At 60.0% G+C, this 23,949-nt stretch carries 21 protein-coding genes; 1 reads left to right on the forward strand and 20 read right to left on the reverse strand.

Translation table 11 applies throughout. From position 1 onward, the window contains the following. Positions 1-85: 85 nt before the first annotated feature. The 19 genes from VWZ85_RS08695 to VWZ85_RS08785 all read right to left on the reverse strand — a co-directional run bounded on the left by VWZ85_RS08695 (position 86) and on the right by VWZ85_RS08785 (position 20,389). Positions 86-1,018, reverse strand: a complete 933-nt coding sequence (locus VWZ85_RS08695; protein ID WP_416587845.1) for a hypothetical protein — start codon at positions 1,016-1,018, stop codon at positions 86-88. A 240-nt stretch (positions 1,019-1,258) separates the two neighbouring features. Next, entirely contained in the window at positions 1,259-2,752 is a 1,494-nt protein-coding gene (locus VWZ85_RS08700) for a YfjI family protein (protein ID WP_416587846.1), read from the reverse strand. Then, positions 2,749-3,609: a toprim domain-containing protein gene (locus tag VWZ85_RS08705; RefSeq protein WP_416587847.1), complete on the reverse strand. Its 861-nt coding sequence runs from the start codon at positions 3,607-3,609 to the stop codon at positions 2,749-2,751. Before VWZ85_RS08705 ends, VWZ85_RS08700 begins: the two co-directional genes overlap by 4 nt. Positions 3,610-3,700: 91 nt before the next feature. After that, positions 3,701-4,018 carry a winged helix domain-containing protein gene (locus VWZ85_RS08710; protein WP_416587849.1) on the reverse strand — a complete coding sequence of 106 codons (318 nt, stop codon included), beginning with the start codon at positions 4,016-4,018 and terminating at the stop codon, positions 3,701-3,703. Between the two features lie 475 nt (positions 4,019-4,493). Continuing rightward, positions 4,494-5,462, reverse strand: coding sequence for a hypothetical protein (locus VWZ85_RS08715; protein ID WP_416587851.1), 969 nt, complete (start codon positions 5,460-5,462; stop codon positions 4,494-4,496). Continuing rightward, on the reverse strand, positions 5,459-6,751 hold the full coding sequence (locus VWZ85_RS08720; RefSeq protein ID WP_416587854.1) for a tyrosine-type recombinase/integrase: 1,293 nt from the start codon (positions 6,749-6,751) through the stop codon (positions 5,459-5,461). The genes VWZ85_RS08715 and VWZ85_RS08720 overlap by 4 nt, the downstream gene beginning before the upstream one ends. Before the next feature lie 770 nt (positions 6,752-7,521). Beyond that, complete coding sequence (locus VWZ85_RS08725) at positions 7,522-8,199, reverse strand: DUF2461 domain-containing protein (RefSeq protein WP_416540660.1); 678 nt, start codon at positions 8,197-8,199, stop codon at positions 7,522-7,524. Positions 8,200-8,208: 9 nt separating this feature from the next. Continuing rightward, positions 8,209-8,553, reverse strand: a complete 345-nt coding sequence (locus VWZ85_RS08730; protein WP_416540659.1) for a TfoX/Sxy family protein — start codon at positions 8,551-8,553, stop codon at positions 8,209-8,211. Beyond that, on the reverse strand, positions 8,553-8,951 hold the full coding sequence (locus tag VWZ85_RS08735) for an MAPEG family protein (RefSeq protein WP_340544464.1): 399 nt from the start codon (positions 8,949-8,951) through the stop codon (positions 8,553-8,555). Before VWZ85_RS08735 ends, VWZ85_RS08730 begins: the two co-directional genes overlap by 1 nt. Before the next feature lie 12 nt (positions 8,952-8,963). Further along, the gene (locus VWZ85_RS08740) at positions 8,964-9,350 is read right to left on the reverse strand and encodes a VOC family protein (protein WP_340544466.1); all 387 of its coding nucleotides are present in this window, start codon (positions 9,348-9,350) and stop codon (positions 8,964-8,966) included. Positions 9,351-9,417: 67 nt separating this feature from the next. Further along, positions 9,418-10,653 carry an RNA polymerase sigma factor gene (locus tag VWZ85_RS08745; protein ID WP_416537261.1) on the reverse strand — a complete coding sequence of 412 codons (1,236 nt, stop codon included), beginning with the start codon at positions 10,651-10,653 and terminating at the stop codon, positions 9,418-9,420. A 4-nt stretch (positions 10,654-10,657) separates the two neighbouring features. Continuing rightward, a complete protein-coding gene (locus VWZ85_RS08750) occupies positions 10,658-11,029 on the reverse strand; it encodes a YciI family protein (RefSeq protein WP_416587857.1) in 372 nt (123 codons plus the stop codon). A 396-nt stretch (positions 11,030-11,425) separates the two neighbouring features. Beyond that, a complete protein-coding gene (locus VWZ85_RS08755; RefSeq protein WP_416587860.1) occupies positions 11,426-13,030 on the reverse strand; it encodes an amidohydrolase in 1,605 nt (534 codons plus the stop codon). A gap of 10 nt (positions 13,031-13,040) precedes the next feature. After that, on the reverse strand, positions 13,041-13,964 hold the full coding sequence (locus VWZ85_RS08760) for an oligopeptide/dipeptide ABC transporter ATP-binding protein (RefSeq protein ID WP_416587862.1): 924 nt from the start codon (positions 13,962-13,964) through the stop codon (positions 13,041-13,043). Beyond that, positions 13,961-14,944 (reverse strand): ABC transporter ATP-binding protein, encoded by a 984-nt coding sequence (locus VWZ85_RS08765; protein WP_416587864.1) that lies wholly within the window; start codon positions 14,942-14,944, stop codon positions 13,961-13,963. Before VWZ85_RS08765 ends, VWZ85_RS08760 begins: the two co-directional genes overlap by 4 nt. Continuing rightward, positions 14,941-15,798 carry an ABC transporter permease gene (locus VWZ85_RS08770; RefSeq protein WP_416587877.1) on the reverse strand — a complete coding sequence of 286 codons (858 nt, stop codon included), beginning with the start codon at positions 15,796-15,798 and terminating at the stop codon, positions 14,941-14,943. Before VWZ85_RS08770 ends, VWZ85_RS08765 begins: the two co-directional genes overlap by 4 nt. An 11-nt stretch (positions 15,799-15,809) precedes the next feature. Further along, positions 15,810-16,748, reverse strand: coding sequence for an ABC transporter permease (locus VWZ85_RS08775; RefSeq protein WP_416536542.1), 939 nt, complete (start codon positions 16,746-16,748; stop codon positions 15,810-15,812). 73 nt (positions 16,749-16,821) lie between these two features. Then, positions 16,822-18,384, reverse strand: coding sequence for an ABC transporter substrate-binding protein (locus VWZ85_RS08780; RefSeq protein ID WP_416540654.1), 1,563 nt, complete (start codon positions 18,382-18,384; stop codon positions 16,822-16,824). A gap of 22 nt (positions 18,385-18,406) precedes the next feature. Continuing rightward, on the reverse strand, positions 18,407-20,389 hold the full coding sequence (locus VWZ85_RS08785; protein WP_416587867.1) for a CocE/NonD family hydrolase: 1,983 nt from the start codon (positions 20,387-20,389) through the stop codon (positions 18,407-18,409). 126 nt (positions 20,390-20,515) lie between these two features. On the opposite strand from VWZ85_RS08785, the gene VWZ85_RS08790 reads away from it, so the two are divergent. Then, positions 20,516-21,283, forward strand: coding sequence for a helix-turn-helix transcriptional regulator (locus VWZ85_RS08790; RefSeq protein ID WP_340544476.1), 768 nt, complete (start codon positions 20,516-20,518; stop codon positions 21,281-21,283). A 68-nt stretch (positions 21,284-21,351) separates the two neighbouring features. Here VWZ85_RS08790 and VWZ85_RS08795 read toward each other — a convergent pair. Then, positions 21,352-23,949: Hint domain-containing protein (locus VWZ85_RS08795; protein WP_416587869.1), on the reverse strand; the 2,598-nt coding region annotated here is incomplete at its 5' end.

Raw genomic sequence — 23,949 nt, forward strand, 5'->3', positions numbered from 1 at the left:
TTTTCGGAAGTCTGTTCGCGCGACCCTAATTTTACCCTAAGGTCGAGGTGCTGCATAAGCGATATCGTTTATGCCGCCCCATCACCTAAGCAGCAGACCGGGCCAACCGCCTGCGCCAATTGCCAACCGTTTGCGGGCTGACCTCGGCGCGCCGCGCAATCTCTCGGTCCGAAAGGTCTGGCTCGCTTTTTAGAAGTGTGCGTACACGTGCGGACTTGTCGCTGGTGCTACGGCGTCCAGTTTGGACGGATGCCATCAGCGCGGAGAAATCACCCTCTAGGGCGTCGATCAGCTCAATATCCCTGTCCATGTCGCGGGCGTATCCCAGATTTGCCACCTCTCTCATCCATGCAAGTCGGGCTTTGACACCCTCAGCGCTGGGCGTGCGCAGGTTGTCCAGAAGGTGCGTCAGGGCATCGTGCCAGACCTCAGCCCATTGTTCAGTCGTGAAGTCCGGGCAGAAGGCGCAGCGGTCATCCTGCAAGGTTTCCCACGCCTGATATTCCGCCCATGCCTCTTGTACGGTCTCAGGGACGCGCACAGCGCCGCGCACGGCCTCCCACATGGCGGGGGTGAGTTTGCCGCCTGAATACCCCCGATAGCCCCACAGGTTGTTTGCAGGGTCGCTCAGAGGCTCCAAGGCCACCCGGAGGGCTTCCTCAATCGCGGTTGGCGCGAAAACGGCGTCCTCGCTGCCATATTGGCGCAGCAGTTCCTGGCATCGGGCCAGCCGCTTTCGCTCTTTCTCGGCGCGCTCTGCGGTTGCGCGGGCCTTGTAGCCCGGCTCCCGGCTCTCCATCCAGTCATCGAAACCGGCGAACAAGTCCCGGACAGTCGGCCCACTGGGCGCAGTGTCCAATGTGAACAGGGCTTGCACCAATGTCATTCCAGCCTGCGCGGCCAGCCGTTCAGCCTTCACCTTTGCCGCCGCCTGTTCGCCGTCGGTTGTGCCCCGGTCCATCAGTTCCCGCACCTTGCGCAGCTTGTCTGTGTCCAATTTGGACGCACCCGTAGTCATGCTGCGCCCCCGTCCGATTGAGGCCCATCGAATGAGGGCCGGGATCGCCATTCATCAAGGCTGATGACGTTGCTTTGAGCGGCTATCACGGATCGGGCCTCTTGCTCTTGTTTCGTAACCGGCAAACCGGCAGAAAGTCCTGACCTTGAGCCTTCCCAGACCTTTTTGCCGGTTCTTGCCGGTTTGCCGGTAGAGAGGTTAAGTCTCCGCCAGCCCTTGCAGCTATCTCCAACCAACGGCTCATGATTGACCCTCCAAACGTGGATTGACCGTGTAGGAAACCGATGGCCGACCACCGGTCCCGTCTTTGATTTCGCGCAGCCAGTCGGCATCCATAAGCACATTGAGGGCGGCCTTTACTTCGCCAGCCGTAGCCAATCCGTTCCGCTCTCGGTGCTGAATGTCACGCACCTTGAAAAGCCGCAGGCCTTCGCGCTGAATTATCTCTGCAATCACCTTTGCGCCGCGCACCTCTGGCGGCGTCTTTACCGCCCCGTATGCCCGGTGCGCGTGTGGGCGCAGATGCTCCCCGACAAAGTGGCAGGCGCGCCCAACGTGGTCGGCATTGATGCTGGTCACGGGTTCCCCATCTGGATCAGCCGCCCAGTCAAGGTGGGCCAGAACGTTCGCCACGCGCACCACCAGTCCTGGCATCTTGCCGATGTGGCTTTTGAACAGGCCAGAGGCATCGGCTTCCCACGTCCTGCACTGTTCCCGGAACGCTTGTAGCGCGGTAGCGGCCTCATCCGTGAAATGGACAAAGAACGGGCGGCGGTTGCCTTGTTCATCAGTTGCATACGAAAGCCCCCTAAGTGCCTTGATGGCACCAATCGCCCGCGCCTCATCCAGTAGACTGGCGGGGCGGCACAGAGGAACGCTATCTGGGAATACGGTCATGAACCGGGCAAGCAAGCCGTCATCATCGCATTTGACCAACAGCGCAGACAGCTTGTCAGGCTGCGTCCCGCCGACAATGGCAACGCTCAGATGGTCAACGATTATCGGCTCTGGGCTGTTCTTGCGGTCGATCGTGTAGCTGCGCCCTCCGTATGCCTCCAACCAAAAGGGGCGGTCGCCACCGCCGTTGTATCGGTCCATGCTCGAAAGCCAGCCTGACAGCTCATCACGGGCCAGCAACAGCCCCCGCCACGTCCGAGACAACAGATCAGCCACTTTTTCGGTGGTAATATCGGTGATGCAGATCCGTTCACGCACTGGCGGCGGGCCAGCGTCTGCATCATCCGGCTTTGCAGGTGGTTCTCCACCGTCGGCCAGTGTGGCCTTTGCGTCTGCCTTCCATTGCGCCAAAGAAAATGCGGACAGCTCGTTTTCGGCTTCCCATTCTTGGCGTGCGCGGCGGTATTCGTCGGACAGGTCGCGTTCAAGTTCTTTGACCGGATCCAACACCGCATCAAGGGCCGGAGATTTCCCGGCTGATGGATCACCTACCAGCATAGCCCAGAGAACCGGCGGCTCTTTCCAGCCTTCCCAAGGCACGGCCCATCTCGAATTACCCAGCGCCGCGCTGGCGGTTGCCAATAGGGAGACGGCAACATAATCCACCGGCGCATTCTTGGTCTCAGCCGCTGATTTCATCCAGTCAGCCCAGGGGCCGAATACCTGCGCAAACTCATAGCTCCCCATGATGGGTGCCGGTGGTCTTACAGGTTGGCCGATGGTCATATCGGGTTCGGGCCAGTCTGCCTTTGCGTCGAAGGGAACGATTGTATTCATATCGAACCGCCTTCCTGAAGTACGTCGTTCCAGTCCTTGCCATCGGGCGCGGTCATAAGGCCGACATCCCAGCCAAGGCTTGCAGCGCGGCTTGCGAGAACCTGCGCGGCTTCTGTGCCGGCATCATCGCCATCGGACGCGATGACCAGCTTTCCCGGTCGATCCGGTAGGCGCAGCCCCTTGATGCCGCTGGTGGACAGGGCAGCCCAAACGGAAGTCGCGTAGCCAGTCGTCATTTGTGCCACGCTTAGGCCGGTCTCTATGCCTTCTGTAATGTAGAGGGGGCCAGCACCAGCAGAGAGCGGCACAGCGCCACCACAGCACGGCCCCAGCATCATCTTTGCGGATCTGGTGACCCGCTCCCCTTTCTTTGTGAAAAACGTTCTGTGTACGCCACCAGTGGGCTGCACGTCGGCAACCATGGCGCAAGCCCATGACGCGCTGGGGGCATGGTAGAGGTCGGGCACGAAACGCAGATACTCAGGCAGAGGTATAGTGATACCGCGCCCGCGAAGGTATGTCTCTCCCTTGGTCCCTTCGATTGGTTTTGCGTGGTCCCAAAGGCTGCGCGCCTTGGTCAGCTTTTCCGCCTGATATTCGGCCTGCTTGCGCTCGTGTTCCCGTTGGGCATCAAAATCAATCTGCACATGGCTGAGCGGAGCGCCTGCGGCCTCGGCAATCTCCACGAAAGAGCAGTGAGATTTGAAGCAATGCAACAGCAGTTTGCCGCTGCCAGTGGTGACCGATAGTGCATTCTGGTCGCGGCGGCGTTCGGGTTGGCACACGGGGCAGGGCGCTAGGCCACGACCGTTGCGCCAGTACCCACCGAGATTGCGGGTTAGGGTTTCTGCGTCCATCAATGGCCTCCCCAGATAAGCGAGGCCATAGCCTGCGCGCTGCTTTCAGAAAGGCCGTGAAGGCGGCGGAGGTAGAGGACACGGAGCCGGTTCAAGTCGCACGCCCTCCCTCTTGCGGGGGGATTGGTCGGATCTGGCAATCCAGAAACCAGCGCTTGTGACGCCCAGGGTGTTCGCCGCCGTGGGCTTCCCATTCGTCGCGGATTGGGATGCCATGACCCTCTTTCGCGTCGAACATGTAGGCCGCCCAACGTGGGCCTAGGGCTTCCCGCCCCGTGCGACCAGCGCCGCCTGCCTTGCGCAGTTCTTCGATTGCCCAGCGTACACGCCCGCTAATATGGACGATGTGCTTGCTGCCGGTCGATGTCGTGATTTCGTATGGGGCCTTTGCCCATCTATTCGTTGCCATGCTCTGCCTCTTGTTTCGTTGAAACTCGGCGGCAAAGGGCGTAATCTGTGATAGCCAATCTGCAACGATGACCACTACAGCCCGCGCCCCGATGCCTCCGGGGGGCGGGTATTCTTATGCTGCGCTGTCGTGCTTCGCAGCTTCCCATGCTTGCAGATCCGCCAACTTCCAGCGGGTACAGCCCGGTGTCAAAATGACTGGTTCGGGGAAGCTAGGATCGGTCTTTGCCCAACGCCACGGCGTTGATCGGTGGACCCCATAACGGGCAGAAACTTGCATATCGGAAAGGTAGGTGTGAGCCATGCTATGCACTCCAATCGGTTGCGACTGGTTGCAGCATGGGCCACCTTACTTAGTGAGGTGAATGCGTAAAATCAATGACTTAGGCGGGTTTCATTTTCGGAGTGTACCGGCTGGGCACTTGGTCATTTTCGGGTGAAGTGCCTAGTCATTTACGCGGGAAATACGTAACCGCCTAGGCGGTTTTTGCCGGTAGGAGGGCGAGATACCTAGCCTGAATATCCTTCCCGGCTTCTCCGCGCTTCATTTCTCCTAGGTACTCCTCCATCTGGCCGCGCCCTTGAGACCAAAGTTTGGGGTCGGCTTCGATAGCCCCCACCAGTCCCAGTTCCGCCAGGGGTGTTATCCCTAGCTTGATGATGTCAGGATTTCGCCGGGCTGTGGCTTCCATTCCTATCAAGAGGGACAGAATACGTCTGTTGCGTGCTTTGGCAGATGATTGACTGCCTTTTTTTCCAGCTTTCTGGCGCATCTCAATTGCTTTCAGGGCCTCTAACTCGATCCCGGATGTGATGCACTCTAGGTCGCGCCAAAGGTATCCTGCCTTGAATTCATCTCCGGTAATGTACCAGTTAAACTGATATGCGGCTGCAATGAATGCTGGGGACGAATGGGGCAGGTTCAGAAGGCAGTACTCGTAAGTGACAGCCGCCTCCCAATTTTCGCCATGCTTTGCCTTGAGTTCGCCCACTCGTTGCTTTCCGACAGAAGCCAATACGGCCTTAGTCAGCTTGAGGCCGTCCGTTATTCCTGCTGCCTCAAGGGTATTGAAAGCTAGGGGGGAATCCTCATCTCCTGCATTGCCGCCCGCCGGGGTGTAGCCTCCATCCATTGCTGCGAGCAGGAACTTCCGTCTTTTGCTTTCCAGTCCTGGCCATTTATTTTCGTGCTCACCAGACATTTCTTTCCCGACAATATAGGTACCCTTGATCCGCTCAACTTCCGCTAAGGACTTGCAGTAGGTCGAATGTGAAGCCTCAGGTAGCAAGCCCTCTTGAGTTGTTACGCGCACCCACCAGATTTCTCCCGAGTATTCCTCGCCAATCATATGCGCACCCGGATAAAACGGGTCGCCCGGCTTCAAATGGCTGACACTAACACCCTTCACTATCGTTTTGCGCGCCGCTTCTTTTGGTCCCGTCATCCAATCCTCACAATCTCTGCCCCGGCCCGGTTCTTACCAGTCAGGTATTCGGCCCATGCCGCCATCATCAGGCGGCGCTTTTCTATCATGTCCCCGCGTCGATAGGCGGCTTCCACTGCGCTGCCAACTTTGTGAGCCAGCGCGACTTCCGCCATGTCGCCGGGGAAATGCGTGCGCTCTGCCACCCAATCGCGGAAAGTGCTGCGCAGGCCATGCGGAACCGCTGCGCGCTTGCTCACACGGTCAATGAACCCCAGTCCGCCAGCCTCTATATCTGCCTTGTGTAGGCGCTTCATCGCGGCGCTTAGCGTCATATCGGACATTTCGCCACCGCGCGGGGCTGGGAACACTAGCGGGTTGTCCTCAAAGCGCGGCAGGGCTTCCAGCAATGCCCTAGCGTCTGGCGACAACGGCACCCGGTGTTCCCTGTCCATCTTCATGCGCTGAGCGGGGATTGCCCAAATCGTAGCATCAAGGTCAATTTCTTCCCAGCGTGCGCCGCGTACCTCTTGCGAGCGGGCTGCGGTTAGGGCCGAAAACTCCAGCGCGCGCGCTCCCATGCCATCGCGCTTGCGGAGTGCCGAAAGCCATTTTGGCGCGTCGTCGATTTGAAGGGCAGGTTGGTTCGCCTGCTTTGCCACTTTTGACGCAGCAGGGAGTAGCTCTTTCAGGTTTCCTGCCCATCGTGCAGGGTTGTCGCCGCCTCTATGACCGGCAACGGTCGCCCAAGATAGAACCGCTTCGATCCGCCCTCGCAAGCGTGACGCGGTTTCGGTTTTTGTTTGCCACATGGGTTCCAACACGCGGAGAACATCCTGCACCGTGATTTCGTCAACCAGCATTTCGCCGAGTTCAGGTTCAGCATAGGTACGCAGAGTGTTTTCCCACTGCTGACGGTGCTTTGCGTTCCTGAAGGCATCCAGCTTGGCCGCAAGCGCTTTGCTCGTTGCATCGGCGAATGTCATCCCTCGGCGTTGAGCCGCGGTGAGAGCCGCGCGGGCGGCTTTGCGTTGCTCTACGGGATCGATACCTTGCCGGATCTGGTCTTTAGCCTCGCGCGCGCGCTCCCTTGCCTGGGCAAGCGTCACATCAGGGAAGCCGCCCAATCCTATCTCACGACGTTTAGCGCCGACAGTGACCCGCAAAAGCCAAGTGCGCCCACCGTTCGGGGTAATCTGCATCAGGAGACCGGAAACACCGCCAACCGCAAACGTGGCATTGCCACCCGTTCCGGGGTGCTGCAATCTCCTGACATCGAGGGCCGAAAGCTCTTTTGCAACGCGTGGCATACTATACCTGTCAAAATACCCGCCTAAAAGTATGAGACACGATGCGACAGATTGCGACCCATGGCAACGGCGAAGCCTGATATTTTTGATAAATATATGAGAAATAGAACGGCATGCGCTGTCACGCGACGGAACGATGGCGGGCATCGTCTCCGCCATCTTCCTCAATATTGTCGTATTCTGTTTCTCTTAATGTTGGGGTGGAATAGGGCGCCCACGATGGATTTCCATCCGGCTGATGAGCCGCACATATTGGGGATCGCTCTGCCCTGAGGGCCGTGAATGTGGTCCTCTTGACCACCTTCGCTTTCGCGTCGGGCGCCGGTATCGCAGGTGCAGGCCGCGCGAAACGGTCTGGATCAGCCTGTGTCTTGGATCGAGCGGCGGGCTGCCACTATCTCGATCAAGGCGCCATGCTCCAAGCGGACAACGTCGGCAATCGCGCCGGAATCCTCTCTGTGTCCGTGAAGCAATCCGCTTACCGGTCGCGCTCGGCTGTAAGCACATGGCCATGGATGCAAATAGTCGTTCACCGAGGCCTTCGCCAACCGACTTGGCGGCCGGTCGCCCGATATGGTTTTGCGGCGATAAGCAAGCCGAGTAAATTCATTATGGTCACCGCGCCACGCTGAGATCGGCCTCCGCTCTGCCGCCGTCTATCGGGCTCTGTCATCTAGAGGTGCTTCAGGCCTATCAAATGACGCGCGTCAACCGCCTGTATTCCCACACAAGTGTCATATTGCGACCGTGCCGATGATACTGCGGATTCTTTAGCAGGGGCCGGTAGGGGAACCGATGTCGGAAAGCAGGTCAAATACCGGGATGAGCTTTTGAAACGTCGCAGTGCTACGTTCGACGAGATCTGGCTCCGTGACAAAGGCTGTGTCGGTGATGTCGATCCATGCGGCAAACCCCTTGCGTCGCAGTGCAACCTCGTTCGGATGATCCTTATCAAAACCTTTGGGGACCCGTTTCAGGTCCGGCTCACCGATGCGGATACCTGAGACACGCAGTCCGTCCGTCAATGCGATCAACTCGGCCCCTTTAGGACCCGCCATCGCCCTGCGGAAATTGGCGAGTGCTTCGTTGTCGTATTTAAACACGCCACAGCCCAGCGTCAGCTTCTCAGGCGAGAGACCGAAGAACCACATGGGCGGCTGCGCTGTTGTTCTTTCTGGTCTCAAGGCGACGTGGATATGAGCGTTGTAGGGCGTCTTGACCTTGGAGAAGCGGACGTCGCGATGGATACGGAAGATCTTGCTGCTATGCGGTTGACCGGTCAGCGCACCAAGTGCGCTCTCCATGTGAGCTGCAAAGACCTTGGTGGGATCTTTGATGCAGTGTTCATATGTCGTTTTATGTGCCGTGAACCAGTCTTTGGTGTTGTTCGCCTTCAGATCGCGCAGGAATTGCAGCGCATCGGGGCTGTAGCTGTCGAATGTATTCATGATTGTCCCTCAATTTTTGGCGGGCAGGGCTGCTGCATGTGCCAGGCATTGCTGCAGCCAGCGCTTCATTGCGGGGTCCGGGCAATCGGCCTCATCTACCAGGATGAAGCCACCCAGCTTGCGCTTGCCGTGGATGACGACGCGGGCGGTCGGGTCTGCAAGGGCGGCCGCTTCGTTCTCCTTGCCGATACGGAACATAAACCGCCCGACACCATCTTTGTGCCGTCGCGCACCGCAAAGCATATTGCCGTTCAGGAAAAAACACACACCGCCCATCATCCGCTTTTCAGTGATCCCCACATGCGCGGCGAGTGCGCCGCGCATGTGTTGGCTAAGGCCTTCGTCATAAGGCATCAGGCAGCCCCAAATAGTTGCCACAGGATGGCGATGGCGAGCATGAACATCGCCAAGGTTGTCAGCGCGGCACCGACGGCGCGCCCTTTGCTATCCGCCGATGCAAGCAGGCCAAAGTAGTGGATGAGCCGCGCCAGGATGAGCACGGCACCGCATAGGGCCACCAGCCAAGCTGCGGTTCCGGCGATTTCAGCACCGGCGAGGGCCAGAAGCGCAAGCGGGACATATTCGACAAAGTTGCCATGGGCCCGGATCCGGCGCAGCAGCACATCATCGTCACCATGCAGCAGCAGGATGCCGGTTTTGGCCCGGCGCACCCCGACCGAAATCGCCATCGGGATGCTGAGAAGGACGAAAATCGCCGTTACGGCCAGCGCGATCTGTGGTGTTTGTTCCATCTGAGCGCGTCCTTAGGCCGGGTTCTGGGCATAGGTGATCACTGCAAAGCGGGCGCCCTGCGGATCTGTGAGCGTTGCCATGCGACCGACACCGGGCATATCCATGGGGGCTTGCAGGACGGTTGCGCCTTTGGCCTTTGCGGTGGCCACGCAGCTGTCCACATCGGCAACGGTAAAGAAAATCGTCCAACTTCCGCTCTCCTCGGGCATGGGAGAAAAACCGCCAATCGCCGTTTCGCCCACCGCAATCGCCGAGTAGCTGGACCCGTCCTGCATCGGCATATTGTTGATCGTCCAGCCTAGCACCTCCTGATAAAAGGTTTTGGCCTTCTCCTGATCCGGCCCGGAGTGCCCGATCCAGCCGGCGTTTCCAATTGCTGTCATCTCAAGAATGCTCATATGTCTTCTCCCTGTTTGCCTGCCCGAATGCAGGTCTGACCCAAGGACGCATGACCACTCCCAATCCCTACACGTCGGGCAGTTCTTTTTTGCTGAGCGCGATTTTTCCTTGAACGGCGGCGCGTTCCGGTGCTGTCGGGTTGAGTGAAAGCGCTGCTTCAAACGCCTTGATGGCCGCTGGATGATTGCCGGTGTCCTGCAACAGTCGGCCTCTCATGGCATGAAACCAGCGGTATTGCGACAGATCGTCAGCCAGCGGCTCCAACGCGGCCAACGCGTAGGCAGGGCCTTCAATCCGTGCCTCCGCTGCGATGAGGTTGAGACGCACAACGGGCGAAGGCTGCAGGGCATAGAGCGCGGCGTAATGCGCAGCGATCAGTGACCAATCGGTCTCTTCTGCGGAGGGCGCGCGGGCATGGACCGCAGCAATCGCGGCCTGAATGATGTAAACCCCCCGATGATTGATCCTCTGGGCCTTTTGTAGCAGCGCCGTCGCCTCGGCGATTTGGGAGAGATCCCATCGGCTGCGGTTCTGATCCTCCAACGGGACGAGCTGGCCATCAGCATCCATGCGCGCGTCGCGCCGCGAATGTTGAAACAGCAGGAGCGACAGAAGCGCCGCCTGCTCGCCCATGGCCGGGAACAGGTTTGCCAGCAGACGAGCGAGGCGGATTGCCTCTTCGCAGACTGTGAGCTTGATCTGGGTCTCACCACCAGAAGCCGACCAGCCCTCGTTGAACATCAGGTAGACCATCAGCGAGACCTCACCCAGCCGCGCGCCCCGCTCCTGCGGGCTGGGCGTTTCAAAGGCGACGGTGCCACTGGCAATTTTCTTCTTCGCGCGGGTGATCCGTTGTTCCATGGCCTTCGGTTTGATCAGGAAGCCGCGTGCAATTTCCGCAACGCTGAGCCCGGCGACGATCCGCAGCGCGATGGCAATCTGATCGCGCCGTTCCAGCTCCGGGTGGCAACAGATGAACAACAGGCGCAGGACGTCATCGCGCAGTTCATCGGGATCAGGGGGTGCCTCTGTCATGGGTTGAAACTCTGCACAGTGCCGCGCAAGGATGGCATGGTGCCGCTGGGACTTGCGCAGCGCGTCGAGCCCCGCGTTGCGGGCGGTGGCCAGCAGCCAGGCCAAAGGATCACGGGGTGCGCCGATGTCCGTCCAGACCTTGAGGGCTTTGAGACAGGCCTCTGCAAAGGCGTCCTCCGCGATGTCTATATCGCGGAAGTAGCGGGTCAGCGCGGCCAGCGCCTGCGGACGCTGTCTGGTGATTGTTGCTTCTAGCCAGTCCGACACATGCCTATTCCGATGAAATCGCACCTCCAGCCCAGGCCACGGGCCGCACTTCTAGCCGAACCACCGGGGATGAGATCATCTTGGCATGGGTTAGAGCATCGTTCAGGTTTTCAAAGTCGGCGGCGTAAAATCCCAGGAAACTCTCTTTGGTCTCGGCATAGGGCCCATCGACAATCAACGGAGGCTGATCGACCGCCGGTGCAGGGTCAAGCATCACTGCCGAGGTTGGCGGCATCAGCTTGATCGAGATGAACTCCCCTCGTTTCTTCAGCGCCTCCTGCAACGCGCCATGTCCGGCCAGTACTTCGTCCTGCCGTTCTTTGGGGAGTGTTTCAAAAAGCCCGGCTTCTCCGTAGATTGTAATTGCATAGATCATGGTTTTCTCCAGTGCACTGATCACATGCTGCAAGAACGCGCGGGCCAATGCAAATCCGACAATACCTGCGTGGATTTCTGAAAAAAGATGATTGCTGGTCGCGCGGCTGGATCGCGAACCCTTGTAATCGCCCATGACGCTGCGCTTGCGCGGCGGGTATTCTAGCAGGTCTGCGTCCTATTGGTTCTTTGCAACGCTTGAGCGTGGCATCCCCTCCCAATGCAACAGCGCAATGGAGATGAGGCATGTTGCGGGCGCCACGCATACGAGATTGGGTAATTGCCAAATGCAAAGCTGCTGCAATCTGTGTCCTCGGCTATGGTCTCTCTGAATAGGTTGTGAAGCGATCAAAAATGAACCCGTCACGACCACAGTCACAAAGACCTCGTCGGAGGGTCAGTCTCCCGACACCATTTTGCCCGCTCGAATTGTCGCCGTCACTTTCAAATCCAGAAGGTTCTCTGAGGCCGCAATCGGATTGCCTGAGAGAACTGCAAGATCGGCGCTTTTTCCCGGCTCTATTGATCCACGAATATCTTCCTGGAAGACCTGCCAGGCCGCGTCTATCGTTTGTGCCCGCAGGGCCGAGAGGGCGCTGATTTTCTGGCTTTCCCCGAGCACCCGCCCGCTTGATGTGGTGCGGTTGACGGCGCAATGGGCCAGATGCAGCGGCCTGGTTGGCGTTACGGAGGCGTCATTATGCAGGGTGTAGCGGACCCCAAATCGCTCGGCCGACGCGGCGGGGGACAGGCGGCTGGCGCGCTCGGGGCCGAGAAACGTACTGTAATGGCGATCGCCCCAGAAATGGATATGGGCCGAGAAGAAGCTGACCGTGATGCCAAGCTCAGCCATACGGCTAAGCTGGTCGTCGCGCAGGGTCTGGCCGTGAATGATCGTGTGGCGGTGATCCGCGCGCGGGGTGTCGGCCAAGGCGGCGGCCACGGCATCGATGAACATGTCGGCCCCGGCATCACCGTTGCAGTGGCAATGGATCTGGTGGCCGAGGTCATGCAGTTTCCTGACTTCGCGGCGGTGTTCCTCAGCGGCCACATAGGGCATCCCGCAGGAATGTTTCGGGTCAATTGGCCGGTGATAGGGCGCAGAGAGATAGGCGGTCTGAAGCTGGAATGCCCCATCGGTAAATAGCTTGCGGGGGCCAAGGGTGAAATGCCGATTGCCGGGCCAGTCGAGAGTGTCCCAAAGCCCCGGTTCAAGCTCTCCAATGGGCAGCAGCATCAGGTCGATACCGGGATCTTTGTCTGGCCCGAGCGAGGCAAAATGCTCCAGCATTACCCGCGAGGTCCAGGCGTTCTGCGCATAGGTCACGCCATGGGCGAGGTAATCGTCGCGGCAGACCGCGAAACCCTGCCAGAATCTTTCGCGATTGATCAGGAAATCAGTATCGCCCATTTCGCCCATGGCAGACAGGCCTTCGATGAGACCTGTCAGCGCGCCGTCATCCCGGCGGCCATAGCGGCCGCCCAGTGGGTCCGGCGTATCGCGTGAGATGCCGCGCATTTCAAGGGCGGCAGAGTTCGCGACGCCATTGTGGCCCGAGGCATGAAGCACCCAGATGGGATGATCTGTGGACACGTCGTCCAGTTCAGCCCGGGTCGGCATCCGACCCTCGGCGATTGCGGTGTTGTCAAAAAGAACCCCCATGACCCATTCGCCTTTTGGGGTGTCGGCTGCCTTGGCACGCAGGCGGTGCAGCGCCGTTGCCATATCGATGCAGTCGCCACGTGGCGGTGACGCAAGATCGACACGGAAAAGCGCAATGAACCCCGGATCGGGAAAGTGCCCATGCGGGTCGATAAAGGCCGGGATAAGCGTCTGGCCCTGCAGGTCATGGAGCCGCGTGCCGCCGGGCATCTGGGCGCGTAGGACGGTTTCGTCGCCGACGGCACGGATCAATCCGCCTTCGGTCAGCACCGCCTCGGGCTGAGAGTTTTCGGCGTCCATCGTCAGGATGGTGCCGTTGGAATAAAGCGTGGCTGTCATTGCGGGCTCGCTACGAGAGTGGCGCGAGGCAGCGCAGGCCATGGCCTGCGGTCACCTCCCATCTGGGTGTTTGGGTGCAAATGTCCTGGGCAAAGGGGCAGCGCGCGCGGAACTCGCATCCCTTTGGTCGGTTCAGCAGACTCGGCGGTTCGCCCTTCAGCGCGATGCGTTCCAGCCGGGCGTCAGGGTCAGGTTCCGGGTTCGCGCTGAGAAGGCAGCGGGTGTAGGGATGGCGCGGGCTTTCGAATATTGCTTCGGTGGTGCCTTCTTCCACCAGCCGCCCCAGATACATGATCCCCATACGGTCGGCCACATGGCGCACGACGCTGAGGTTATGGGTGATGATCACCATGGCCAGCCCCAGCCGTTCGCGCAGTTCATTGAGCAGGTTCAGCAACTCGCCCTGCACGGAGACGTCCAATCCCGCTGTCGGTTCGTCGGCCAGGATCAACCTGGGTTCCAGCGCCAGTGCGCGGGCCACCCCGACACGCCGTGCCTGACCGCCGGACAATTGATAGGGATAGCGGTCGGCAAAATGCGCAGGCAGGTTGACCATCTCCAGCAGGCGCTTGGCCTCGGCGTGCTGATCGCGGCTCTTCATGCCCTGAATCCTGTAGGGTTCCGTGATCAGACTGCCGATGGTCAGCCGCGGAGACAGGCTTCCGACCGGATCCTGAAACATCATGGCGATGTCCTTGCGCAGGGGGCGCAGCTGCCGTTCGGGCAGGCCGCGGATTTCCCTGCCGTCGAATTTGACCGAACCGGCCTGCGCCGGGGCCAGCCCGGCAATTGCGCGAATGACGGTTGTCTTGCCCGATCCGCTTTCGCCGACAAGCGCGTAGGTTTCGCCCGGGGCCACGTCAAAGCTGACGCCAGCCAGCACATTGACCTGACCATAGCTGGTTTGAAGGTTATCAACAGACAGAAGGCTCACGCCGTCATCTCCTCATGGTTCAGCCAACAGGCAGCCAGATGGCCGTCGTCTCCCAGTCGCTCAAGTGGCGGCACGTCTGCCGCGCAGCGGGCGATTGCCTGATCGCACCGGTCGCGAAAAATGCAGCCGCCGGGCAGGTTCGCCAGATCGGGGACTTCGCCCGGAATGGTCGGCAGGACACGGGCGCGGGTCTTGATGTGGCCCGGATCACATTCGATCAGGCGGCGGGTGTAGGGATGTTTCGGGTTGTGAAAGATCTCGCGCACATCGCCGCTTTCGACGACTGCGCCCGCATACATCACCACCACCCTGTCACAGAGTTCCGCAATCACGCCCAGATGATGCGAGATGAATAGGATCGCGCAGTTCATTTCGCGCTGAAGCTCCTGCAAGCGTTCGATAATCTGTACTTCAAGCGTGGCATCCAGTGCCGTTGTGGGTTCATCGGCGATCAGCAGGTCAGGCTCGGACATCAGCGCCATGGCAATGGCGATCCGCTGGCGCATCCCGCCGGAGAATTCATGCGGGAACTGGTTCAGCCGCGCGTCGGGATCGGGAATGCCCACAGCCCCCAGCATTTTCGCGGCGGTTGCGCGTTTTGCGGCCTTGGACGCGGAGGACCGGTGCTGGATATCGACCATCTGCTGACCGACGGTCAGCACCGGGTTGTGGGTCTGCATCGGGTCCTGGAAGACGATTGAGATATCGTCGCCGCGCAGGGCGCGCATCTGACGCTCGTTGGCCTGCAACAGGTCCTGCCCCTTGAACCGTACCGCGCCCTGACGGAACCGCGTGTTCGGTGCCGTCAACCGCAGGATCGACGAGATCAGCGTCGACTTTCCGCAGCCGCTTTCGCCGACGATCCCGACGATTTCCCCTTTGCGGACGTCAAAGGTGATATCGCGCAAGGCTTTCAGGTCGCCGCGTTCGGTTTTATAGTCGACGCTGAGATGGTCGATCTCCAACAAGGTTTCGGTCATCGGTTCTTTCTCAATTTCGGGTCAACCACGTCGCGCAGGGATTCGCCGAGGAAGGTGAAGCCCAGCGTTGCGATGATGATCGGCAGGCCGCCTCCGACCACCAACCACGGCGTTTGCCGGATCAGGGCATAGCCATCTTTCAACAATGCACCCCAGCTGGGTGTCGGCGGTTTTACCCCTAGACCGAGGAACGACAGACCGGCCTCAAGCGCGATCACCGTGGGGATGTCCATGGCAGCCAGAACCGCCAGGACGCCAATGATATTGGGCAGCAAATGGACACTCAGAATACGGGCCATGCTGGCCCCCATCGAGCGTTCGGCCAGTATGAACTCCGAATTGCGCAATGTGAGCGTCTGCGTGCGCGCCACACGGCCATAGGTCGGGATCGAGGTCGCCATGACCACAAAAACCACAGTTTGCAGGCTGGGACCCACCAGCGCGACGACGGCCAGCGCGAACATCACGGTTGGGAATGACCGTATGGTGTCAAACAGAAGCATCAGCAGATTGTCGAGCCATTTTGGTCCGTAGCCCGCGATCATTCCCAGTGTCAGACCGATCACCATGGCACCAAAGACCGCAGGCAAGGCGACCTTCAGCGCCACCTGTCCGCCCATGATCACGCGGCTGAAGGTATCTCGGCCCAGCTGGTCGGTGCCCAGCCAATGGCTGGCCGATGGGCCTTGCATACGGTCCTGAATATTCATGGCAATCGGATCGTAGGGCACAATCCATGGCGCGAAGATGGCGCTGAACACGATGGCCCCGACAATGATCAGCCCCATCAGGCCCAGCGGGTTCCCGGCGACGCCTTTGAGAATAATGCCGAGTTCGGAGCGCGGTTTACCCATGGTCGAGGCCGTCATGTCGAGGTCCTCGCGCGCGGGTCCAGCCAGGCGTTGACGAGGTCCGCAACGGCGGTCGAGATAACGAACAGCCCCGTCGAGATGAGCACCGAGCCCATGACGATCGGGTAGTTGCGGGTGGTGATGCTATCGATCACCAATTTGCCCAGACCGGGCCGGGCAAAGACGATCTCGGCAAAAACGGCAGCACTGAGCAGAAAGCCCATCCCGACGCCGATCACGGTGACGACCGGCAGAACGGCGATCCGCAAGGCGTAGACCATGACGATCCGTCGCTCGGAGAGACCAAAGGCGCGGGCGGTCCGGATGTGGTGTTCACCAAGCACTTCCAGCATCGAAGCACGTACAAGCCGCGCGATATACCCGACCCAACTCAGCCCGATTGCAAACGCGGGCAAGACCAGATGATCCAGCCGGTCCCAGAACCCGTCACCGACACCAATCGCCGGGAACCACTGGAGCTGCACGGCAAACAGCAAAAGCGACAAAAGCGCCACGACAAATGCGGGGGCCGCGACGAAACTCACCGACAGCACCGCGACGCTTCGGTCGATCAGGGTGTTGGGATGGGCCGCGGCATAGGCGCCAAGCCCTATGCCGAGGGCGGCAGACCAGAGGATCGACGCAAAGATCAGCTCAAGCGTGAAGGGAAGCTGTTGAAAGACAATCTGGGTGACCGAGCGGCCCGAAAACACGTCGGTGCCCAGATCGCCCTGCATCATGTTGCTGTAAAAGATCACCAGTTGCCGCCAAATCGGCTGATCCAGCGCCAGTTCGGCGGTGAGCCGGGCCTGAAGCTCCGGGGTCGCTCGCGGACCAAGCATGATCTGCACCGGATCGCCGGGGACTGCACGGATCATCAGGAACATGAGTGTTACCGCAACAAAGAGGATCAGCGCCGCAAGCGCAAACCGCCTCAGAGCAAAGTTGAACATCGATCGGGCCTTTCTGGGCGGGGTAATCACGTGCGGCCGCCCGAGGGCAGCCACACGCAGAGACGTAGGGAGGTTACGCCTTGCCGAAGTATCTGAGCAGCGAAAGCCCATCCGGGCGCAGGGCCGGAACAACACGCGAGGAATGCACGACCGGCGTTGCTTCATGGGTGATAAAGCGATAGGCGCCGCTTTCTTCCATCAGGTCCTGCGCTCGCTGATACATTGCAGCGCGTTCTGCATTGTCGGTTTCCGCAGATGCGGCGGCGTGGAGTTTGTCGAATTCGTCGTTGCGGAAACGTTCCCAGTTCCAGATGCCTGCCTGTTCAGTGGTGAACCAGGCCGTTGCATAGGAGGGATCAGGCGCCATCGAGAAGCGGTTCAGCACCAGTTGCAGATCTTCGTTTTCGCCGCTCGCCCAGAACGCACCGGATTCCAGAACGTTGATTTCCAGCGTGATCCCGATTTGCGCCAGCATCGCCTGAATGACCTGAGCCATCGTCGTGTAGGTCGTCTTGTTCAGGATATCGAGCGTGAGCGAGACATTTGTCTCGCCGGATTCCGCAAGCAGTGCCATTGCCTTTTCAATGTTGGCCTGCGGCGCCACAAGACCCTGAGCACGGTTTCCTGCCAGACCCGGTGCGATGATGCCTGTCGACGGGTCCGCCGCGCCAAAGTAGGAGGCCTCCAGGATTGTCGGCACGTCGATGGCATGCTGGATCGCCTGCCGCAGTTTCTGGTTCTGTAGTTTCGGATGATCCAGATTCATCCCCAGCCAGACATAGAACAGCGAGGGGTTTTCGACGAGGGTCCCGCCGTTTGGAACGCCGCCACGGTAGCGCGCGACCGATCCTAGCGAGACGCGGGTCAGGTCCAGCTCGCCTGCCTCGAATGCGATCTCGGCGGTGTTTTCATCGTCGATCGGGTAGACTTCAATCGTATCCCAGGCCGGTGCGTCCCCTTTCCAGTTGGGGTTGCGCTGCAACACTGTCTTTTCCTTGGGGCTCCAGCTCGCGCGCAGATAGGGGCCGCTTTCGGCGACCGGGTCGGAGCCGATCCGCCCGCCAGCGGCCTCAACCGCGGCCTTGGACACGATGTTGCCGGTGATATAGGGCAAGGCAATAGACCAGAGCGGCGCGAAGGGCTCGTTCAGCACGATGGTGCCTTCGCGCTCGCCAGTGACCTCAACATGGCTGAGCGGTCCCATATCCGGCTTGTTCGGGCTTTCGGTGGCCTCGGCCACGATCCGTTCGAAGCTGAATTTGACATCCTCGGCTGTCATCGCGCCATGGCCGTTGGTAAAGCCGATGTCATCGCGCAGGGCGAATTTGATATGGGTCGGGTCCACCTGTTCGATCATCGACGCCGCATCAAGTTGCCAGCCCCATTCGGAGCCGGGCTTGTACTGGATCAGCTTGTTGTAAATTGCGGCGTGGATCTCCTCTTCCACAACGCCGACACTATGCGCGGGATCCATGTTCGGAGCGTCGCCATAGGCGCGGACGCGCAGGACGCCATCATCCTGGGCAAAAGCGGTCCCCGCCCAGCCCATAGGCATTGCGGCGGCCGCACCAAGCGCTGTCGCGCCTTTTAGGAAGTTTCGGCGTCCTGTTGGTGCCTTCATCCATTCGATCTTCATTGTGATCTCCCCGTTGGGTTGTTCAGAGAAGCCCGCGCGGAATGGTCCGCGACCATTCTTTTGACAGGACTTCGGTTTCATCGGGCCCTTCCGTGGCCCGCAAACTGCGGTGCAGGTAGAAATGCGTCTCGTCGCAGGACATGCGCGAATGCGTGTCGATCCGAACCTGCCAGTCGTCGCGGCGGAACTCGAACCGCCAGTCGGCCACCATCTTGGCGCTGGCGGGATCATCGGGATGGATGGAATAATGCGTCGCTACATGGCTGCCGCTGATAAGGCCGTGATAGGGATCGCGCGACATGCCGAAATCGTCAAATGCGTCGAGCGTTGTCCGTCCTTCATCGTCGGTTCCACGCCGTGACGTGCTCGACGGATCACGCAGGACATCCGCAGCCAATGTCGGAAATTTGTCTGGCGGTCCGGGGTTGGCAGGCTCCGGTTCACCAGCCACGCGGCGCTGAGGCAGTGTCAACTGGCTGCCCGCGCAGTCCAGCGTGATCGTCACAGGTTTGGGCGAGGGCCAGACGATCGGCCAGTAGGATGTCGACAGCGCCAGACGGAGGCGATGCCCCGCGCGCAGCCGATGGGCACAGGCGTTCAGTTCGAACTCAACCTCGTAGCGTTCGCCCGGCACCAAAGCGTCCGGGGTTTCGTGGCTTTTGTGATGGGTCAGGTTGAAGGGCCGATAGGTGATGCGTTGCGACACGCCATCCGGCGCGACATCACAGAGCCGGGCCACCACCTGGGCAACCGGTTGATCAACACGAAACGCCAGCTTCAGACGCGGGCGTCCAACGATCTCAAGCGGCGCGTCCAGCGAAATGTCAAAGCAGGTGGAGTGCCTGTCGTCCTCGACCTGATCGCCCGGCAGCTCGTTGTCGATCCGCATCCCCGGGCAGAAATAGCCGCTGGCGGACCCGACGCTGGCAGGATTGGCAATATCGACCTCCCCGGCTTTGGCTGCTGGGCACAGCGCACCATCGCCGAGAAAATAAATGCGCTCCTGAATGGTGTTCGATGGCCAGCTTTCCTCTGACACCCACCGACCCCTGCGCGGCTTGTTCTTGCCGGACGGGTTGTCATGTTCCTGCACGAATGTTCGCAAGGCAGGCAGTGTTTCAGCCCCGTTCAACTCGCCTTTCAGCCACCGGTCGAACCATCCGATGATCTCCGAGTGGGCGTCTGCGGCCTCGATCTTTGAGATATGCGGATAGCGGTGCTCCCAGGGGCCGATCAGCGCCTTGGTCGGCGAAGTCAGGTTCTCAACCAGGGTAAGGGGCGTGTTGACATAAGCGTCCGCCCAGCCTGTGATTGCCAGAACCGGCACCTCGATCCGTGACCAGTCTTCGCAAACCGATCCGTGTTTCCAGAACTCATCGCGTGTGGGATGCGCCAGCCAGTCGGCGGCAAGATCAGGCAGCAGCTCCATCCGCGCGATCCAGTCATCGCGCCAGTCGGGCCGCAGGTCGGGGTCAGCAGGGCGAGACAGATAGGCAAACATCTGTGCTGCCCAATTGGCGTTATCGCTGAGCAGGCAGCCGCCCATGTAGTGAATGTCATCGGCATAGCGGTCAGCCGTCGAGGCCATGGTGACAACCGCCTTCAATTCCGGCGGTCGGCGATACGCAAGCTGCAAGCCGTTGAAGCCACCCCAGCTGATCCCGATCATTCCGACGTGGCCATCACACCAGTCCTGGCCTGCGATCCATTTCAGAACCTCTTCGCCATCGCAGAGCTCCTGTTCGGAATATTCATCGTCAAAACGGCCCTGGCTGTCGCCGGTCCCGGCAATGTCGACCCGCACACAGGCATAGCCATGGGCGGCAAACACCCGATGTGTGGTTTCATCACGCGCTGCGGTTCCGTCCCGCTTGCGATAGGGGAGATACTCCAGGATCGCCGGCGCAGCCCCCGGCAGAGCGGGAAGCCAGACCCGTGCCGCCAGTTTTCGCCCGTCCGGAAGAGGGATCCACTCATTCTCTAGTGTTCTGATTTCGTTTTGCACGCCGATCACCGTTTGCGACTCACAAGCGAAAATTGGAACGAAAATCAAAAACCACCTAGTAAGCGACTGTACGCAGGTTTAAGCTTTTGTAAGCATCAATGCGTCTATGTGCGAAGGACTTGTCGCATGTCGGAAAACTTTTCGCGGAACCTGCGATCCCTCTGCGCTGACTACGGCAGCATTGCGCAGGTCTGCCGCGATATCGGCTTGAACCGTCAGCAATTCAATCGATACCTCAATGGCGGTGGAATGCCCTCGGCGCACAACCTTCGGCGCATCGCCCGGCATTTCAATATCAGCGAACAGGACCTCGACTTGGATCACCCGGCCTTCTTGGGCAGGATGAACAGATTGACGGCGCCCTCCCGCAAAAGCCCGGCGCGCGTGCTGTCCAGAATTTTCGAGAACCAGGCCGGTCCGCTGCGTCGGTATCTGGGGTTCTATCACGGCCATTTCACAACGCCGACCTGGGAAGGCAAGATCATGCGCACGCTGATCTGGCTGCGTGAACAGGACGGCTATATCGTTTCGCATACCTTCGAACGTGCCTTGAGCGATGATCAAAGCATCGTTCAACGGACGAAATATACCGGGCTTGCAGCCTATAAGGGCAATCGCATCTACCTGTTGGAAAGCGCAAACAGCGAGGATGGGTTCTTGTCGGAGTCCATTCTGTTTCCTGCGCATCGCCAACAGGTCAGATATCTGAACGGGATGACAATGGGCGTCGCCACCAAACCGCGTATGGCCCCATACTCGTCGCCGACCGTCTGGAAACGGCTATCTGAAAGCACCTCGGTCCGGGACGCTCTGAAGCAAACAGGTATCTTTCGCTTCAACGACACAAGGATCGACGTAATCGTGCGCAACCAGCTGGCGGACGCGCAGGACTGAATAGGACTGCGATTTCACCGTGTCTCTTCCGGGTGAGGACCAACTGGCAGAGAGCCGCTAACCGGCTGTCACCTGTCGACGTTTTCGACACAAAAACTGCGGTTGGTTATCGGGTGAAACCTTAGTTGGCTGCCAGTTTCGCGCCCCCTGTGGCTGTGAGTCCAATCGGGTGGGGTGCCCGCCAGCCGCCTGCCTTGAAGAAGTCCAAGGCGCCCGTTGAGTTTTTGCAGTTCATTGCGTGACAGAACGGTTGCGGCTCGCGCCCCGTAGGCTTGTTCGACAGGCATCTGATCCAATTCAGGGAGTAGGGCGTATAGTTCTAGGCGAGTTACGGCCGACATCATCTTCATAGCCATCGGCCCAGGATAGAAGCTTTCGCTCGGGATATCATTGGAAATCAGCGTCGCATGTTTGTCGAGCATAAGATGGATATACGTGACGCTCTGACGACCCCGCGCAAAAGAAGCCAATGTAGTTTCTTCAGCCAGATGCTTGGCTCGCACATAGTAGGACGCATTCGTGAGCTGATCTGTCAGCAGGACGCAGTGCTGCGGCGACTCCACCAGCGCACGTGCATTGCCCAGCACGCCCGGCCTGATCCGGACCGGCGTGAGGTTCTGCGGTAGAGACGCAGTTTTAACTGCGACTTCCGACAGGGCCAGCCAGCGTATCGGCATCGGGCCGTATTCAAGAGTTGTGACCAGATCGCCGGGCTTCAGCGTTTCTATCTTGGTTTCGCCGCTTGGGGTTGCGATCATCGTACCGGGCGTGAAACACGGGATGCCCATCGAATTGAGTTTCTGGGCGTTGTCCACCTGCGAACGCTGAACGCCAACCAGCGTCACCGACTCGCCGTTGACAAAGGTCAGCACCGCATCACCTGTCCCGTCGCCATTGGTGTCGCTGACGACAACATCCCAGGCATTGACCGGATTGCCATCTGCATCGACCAGATTCGAGACATCGAATTGGTCTACCGTGGTGCCATCGCCGCTGTCGGTCATGTCGAAATTCGTCACGATATCCGACCCGGCAAGATCGGACACTCCCAGGGTATCCCTGTCGCTATCGGCACCAAGGTCAATAACGTCGTCCCCGGTGCCACCCTCAATCGTGTCGGCACCGGTGCCGCCGGTGATTGTATCGGCACCCGCGCCGCCGTCGATCACGTCATTATTGTTGCCGCCGTCGAGGGAGTCCGCGCCATCTCCGCCTTGAAGGGTATCCTGACCATCACCACCAGCGATACTATCGTTTCCATCGCCGCCGGTGAGGCTGTCTTTGCCCAGACCGCCGTCGATGGTGTCATCGCCCAAGCCACCGTCTATTGTGTCATCCGATAGGTTCAGGCCTGAGTCGATGATCACGTCGTTGCCGTCACCGCCCAGAATCAGATCGCTTTGGTTGCCGCCGTCAATCGTGTCCGCCCCGGCACCACCCGAGATAGTGTCGGCACCGAGTCCACCAAGAAGGCTGTCATTGCCCACGCCACCGTCGATGGTATCCTCGCCATCGCCACCGTCGATTGTATCGTTCCCGGATCCGCCGGTCACGGTGTCGTTGCCGCCGCCTGCGATAATCTCGATCCCGCCTGCGTCGTTGGTGGCGTCCACCACATCGGCTGAGTCGCCCAGGATTACGCGCTCGATTTCGGAGAAGGTGAGCGTGCTGGTGCCGTCGCTGATCGTGCCCGCGCCGGTACCGGTAAAGGTTACCGTGACCGGAACGGTGACGGCCGACAGATCAAGCGTGTCGTAATCCGTGCCGGTGGTGACCCCTTCGCCGCCGATGATCGTGTCCGCGCCAAAGTTGTCCTCGATGACAAACGTGTCAGCATCGTCGCCACCCGACATACTGTCGGCGCCAGTGCCACCGACCAGCCTGTCATTGTCAGCACCGCCTTCAAGCGTATCGTCGCCGTCGTTGCCTTCGAGCGTGTCATTGCCGCCGGTGGCAACGATGCTGTCATTGCCCGCACCACCGACCAGGCTGTCATCGCCGTCGGAGTTCATCAACGTGTCATTGCCGGAGCCACCGATCAGGGTATCGTTGCCAAGGCCGGTTGTGAGGAAGTCGTCGCCATCACCGCCGTCGATCAGATCATCCCCGTCGCCGCCCGCAATCGTGTCGTTGCCGGAGCCGCCGGTCACCGTATCGTTCCCGCCGCCTGCGACAATCTCGATCCCGCTTGACTCGCTGGAGGCATCCACAACTTCGGCTGAGGCGCCCAGGATCAGCCGCTCGATCTGCGAGAAGCTGAGCGTGCTTGTCCCGTCGCTGATCGTGCCCGCGCCGGAGCCGGTGAAGGTCACGGTGACCGGGATAGTGACGGCGGACAGGTCGATGGTGTCGTAATCCGTGCCGGTGGTGACCCCTTCGCCGCCGATGATCGTGTCCGCTCCAAAGCCGTCCTCGATCACAAACGTGTCGGCATCGTCCCCGCCCGACAGGCTATCAGCGCCAGTACCGCCCGAAATCGTGTCAGCGCCCGCGCCGCCGTCCAGCAGGTTATTTGCGCCGTCACCTGTCAGGCTGTCATTGGCGGTGCCGCCGAGAATGTTTTCGATCCCGCTAAAGGTGTTGCCATGCTGGTCCGTGCCGGTCGTGAGGTTGATGTTGAAGTTGACCCACGACAATGCGGTATTGGCGATGTCGTAGGTATCGGT

This window comes from Phaeobacter sp. JH20_29, assembly GCF_048056175.1.
Lineage (GTDB): Bacteria > Pseudomonadota > Alphaproteobacteria > Rhodobacterales > Rhodobacteraceae > Phaeobacter > Phaeobacter bryozoorum.